This window comes from bacterium (assembly GCA_009926305.1).
GTDB lineage: Bacteria > Bdellovibrionota_C > UBA2361 > UBA2361 > RFPC01 > RFPC01.
In genome coordinates, this window is record RFPC01000142.1 from 1 (window position 1) to 3,210 (window position 3,210).

The 3,210-nt window shown below is 46.6% G+C and carries 5 protein-coding genes; all 5 read left to right on the forward strand.

Annotated features, from left to right (window positions below; genetic code table 11):
- The first annotated feature begins 852 nt into the window (after nucleotides 1-852).
- Complete coding sequence (locus EBR25_12865) at nucleotides 853-1,113, forward strand: hypothetical protein (GenBank protein ID NBW41873.1); 261 nt, start codon at nucleotides 853-855, stop codon at nucleotides 1,111-1,113.
- 261 nt (nucleotides 1,114-1,374) lie between these two features.
- Nucleotides 1,375-2,037: a hypothetical protein gene (locus EBR25_12870; protein NBW41874.1), complete on the forward strand. Its 663-nt coding sequence runs from the start codon at nucleotides 1,375-1,377 to the stop codon at nucleotides 2,035-2,037.
- On the forward strand, nucleotides 2,034-2,405 hold the full coding sequence (locus tag EBR25_12875; GenBank protein NBW41875.1) for a hypothetical protein: 372 nt from the start codon (nucleotides 2,034-2,036) through the stop codon (nucleotides 2,403-2,405). Before EBR25_12870 ends, EBR25_12875 begins: the two co-directional genes overlap by 4 nt.
- Before the next feature lie 168 nt (nucleotides 2,406-2,573).
- A complete protein-coding gene (locus tag EBR25_12880) occupies nucleotides 2,574-2,759 on the forward strand; it encodes a hypothetical protein (GenBank protein NBW41876.1) in 186 nt (61 codons plus the stop codon).
- A gap of 164 nt (nucleotides 2,760-2,923) precedes the next feature.
- Nucleotides 2,924-3,210 (forward strand): DUF932 domain-containing protein (locus tag EBR25_12885; GenBank protein ID NBW41877.1); only part of this gene is annotated, 287 nt, incomplete at its 3' end.

A 3,210-nucleotide genomic window follows, 5' to 3' on the forward strand; every position in this document is an offset into this window, starting at 1 on the left:
CGACTGACATTGTTGGGCTTTTTTGGCCGACACCCCCCCCTGCCCCCACTATAGGGAAAGCACAAAACCCCAAAAAGCCAAATAAAAACGTATATTTACAGACTATACGAGTGTATAGGTGTGTAATAGACTGTATTTACTGCACAATAGTGTAGACTGGACACATGCACATGATATCTTTAGGCTTTTTGGGGTTTTGTGCTTTCCCTATAGTGGGGGCAGGGGGGGGTGTCGGCCAAAAAAGCCCAACAATGTCAGTCGATTGAACACCAACCATCTTGAATTATTATACTTAACGCTACTGTTTAAGCATTGTACACTGTCTAAAAAATAACACTGTGTATTCAATTACTTAACAAAATATAGCTATTCCTTAAACACTTGCCTCTTTCTCTATCCGGTTGATATCACTCAATTAACAGCTTGGCACAGGCTATGCTATAGAGGATTCATCGGACAGGAAGTCCGGAGCTCTGAAAAAAAGATGAAAAAAGAGCTCAAGTTTCTGACAAGGATGCCGAAGAGAGATACAAAGCCGAGGGACCTGGATGCCGGACCCCTCTCGCTCTCCGGAGCGAAAAAGCCTGCAGACACCAGACGGGGCGACTCTTAATTGTGGTCAGCTGAAAAGGTGCAGGGACAGTCTTCCCGACAATCCGGCAGCTAGGGCTCAAGCGCGCGTCGCCAGTCCGGTCAGAAACCGCCCTTGTTGTTGGCGGTAAGCTGCAAATAGCGGAAATTAGCAACAAGACAGGATAAAGCGATAGAGTGACAGGCTATCGCTCCCAAGTGTCCGCACCTGATGTTGGTGCGCTGACGATGGCTAACAGGCCGAAACACTAGGAGAAAATCATGCAGGTTATCCGACCACCAAAAGCATCACTCGATGAATCCTACATGTTTGATAGACTGGACAGACTCAATCGATTCCTTGGCCGACGGGCTTATCAGGTCGAAAAAATAGGCGAAAGATACCGTCTCATTGCAGTCAAGGTTGTTTCCGACGGTGACCCAATATGCGGAGTGGTGATAGCGCCGCCAACAACAACAACCTACATAAGCTACATTATTGATGAATTGTGGTTTATGTTGCACCGAGAACCGACGGTGTAACGGACACCGACCCACGGACGGGTCAACTCTCTCATTTAGAGGCGAAGAGAGCAACAAACAAAAAGGAGAATTAAAATGAGCAATTTAATTTGCATCTTCACCAGAAAACATCTTGACAGCGACCTTTGCGAGATTCGGGCGGCAACTCCGCCCAAGAAAAAAGAAAAGAAAAATAAAAATACTGCTAAAGATTTAGAGCAGGAACGCCGAGAAGGTAATGAAAGAGTGCTTCGCTCTTACAGAATCAAGTGAGGTGATAACATGCCAACGCTACTGACACAGAACGCTAAGATTCGCAAGACAGGCAAGAAACACGGGATAGCTTTGTATAACTTCGGCATCCCCGCTGCCGAGAGTAAGACTGGGTTAATCACTTGTCCCGCTGCGGGTGCTTGTAAAACCGGATGCTATGCCCAACAAGGTGCTTATAGGTTTGGGAATGTCGCTCCCGTCTTTGAATGGCGGCTGGAAATTGCACAAAGTGAGCAGTTTGTCCTGCTCATGCAGGCCGAGTTGGACAGAGCCAAGGCCAAGGCGAATCGTGCTGGACAACAGTTGGTTATCCGCATCCACGACAGCGGAGATTTTTACTCGGTCCCTTACTTACGCAAATGGCTTGCTATCATCGGGCTCAATCCCGACGTGCACTTTTATGCTTACACCAAGCAGGTTAGGCTATTCCGCAGAGCAGAGCTACCCGCCAACTTTCGCCTAATCTTCAGCGAGGGTGGGCTCTTTGACTCAGAGATACCGATGGACAGGCATCATGCGAGAGTATTCTCAACCATTGCAGAATTGCAAGCGGCAGGATACGCCAATGCATCCGACGATGACCTAGTTGCAGGCTTGGGAGACAATCCTAGAATTGGCTTAGTGTATCATGGCGCACCTTCAAAAGAGTGGACAACGGGAGAACAACAATGAAAGTATTTGTATATCGTAACTTACGCAAACGCTGCTACTCAATCAAGGCCCTTGAGGGTCCGAACAAGGGCAGAGTTATTGCACACTGGGACTATCTTAGTCTTACGGATGCTCAATTCAAGGTATCTCGTTCAGGAAGAGCGAGGGTTTTACGGGAGAGACAGAAAAATGTCCACGCAGGTGTCGTGGGCAATTGGGAGCCTGAGACTGGCATGGATTGGGACAGGTTCGAGAATGCACACAAAGTGACCTACAATCCCTATCGTTTTGAGAGTTTCGTGAACGAGTGTACACATGACGCCGTATATCAGAGCGGCAAGGTATGGCTCGGATTGACTGGCGTATTCGCACTAATTCAGGAGGACTAAGAAAATGATTATCGCACGCTATGAGAAACAAGGTGAGCAATTCAACGTAGAGATTATGGTCCTAAGCCAAGGACATACCTATAAAATCGCAGAATTCACCTGCGAGGACGAAAAAGAGCTAAAGTTTTCGACAGAGAATGCCGATTACATATATGAAAGGAGTGAACAATGAACGTAGAAAGACTAATTAACCTGCTATCCGACATGGACCCCGACGCTGAAGTATGCCTTGGCATTGACAGTGACTGGGGAGAAACTGAACTGCACATCCTGACAATCGACGATTTAGTTCTGGCAAATACTTACATCGCCTTTCAAGTGCCTAATAACAGGAGGAACGACAATGACCGATAACAGCATAGAAATAATCGCAGTATTCAATGAGGACAGAGAGCTTCTCAAGGTGTTTACAAACAAGTATGACGCCATGGAGTTTCTGGTAGAAAACAGCGACGAAGACAGTATCCTTTACACCACAACCGGAACAATCGAACTACCAACAATCGAGGAGTAATATCATGACAACATTAGCTAAATTCGCAACAACCGCAAGCACCAAAGTATCGGACAAATACTCGTTTGCTAGTACAGCACAGATTCATGAGGTTCTAGCAGATTATGGATTTTTTGAGTCACGCTACCGACAACGTGCTACGGGTGGTGGATTCCAGCGACACATATCAATCCTGAACAGAGCTCAGGACGCTGACACCGAGGGAGCATTCAATCTCCTGCTCCTGAATTCACATGATGGAACTAGCAGTGTCCGGTTAGAAGCAGGATATTTTAGAATATTATGTGAAAA

Bases quoted from the DNA above. Each gene is read 5' to 3' on its own strand.
- EBR25_12870 (NBW41874.1), top strand. From the start codon at position 1,375: ATGCCAACGCTACTGACACAGAACGCTAAGATTCGCAAGACAGGCAAG.
- EBR25_12865 (NBW41873.1), top strand. From the start codon at position 853: ATGCAGGTTATCCGACCACCAAAAGCATCACTCGATGAATCCTACATG.
- EBR25_12875 (NBW41875.1), top strand. From the start codon at position 2,034: ATGAAAGTATTTGTATATCGTAACTTACGCAAACGCTGCTACTCAATC.
- EBR25_12880 (NBW41876.1), top strand. From the start codon at position 2,574: ATGAACGTAGAAAGACTAATTAACCTGCTATCCGACATGGACCCCGAC.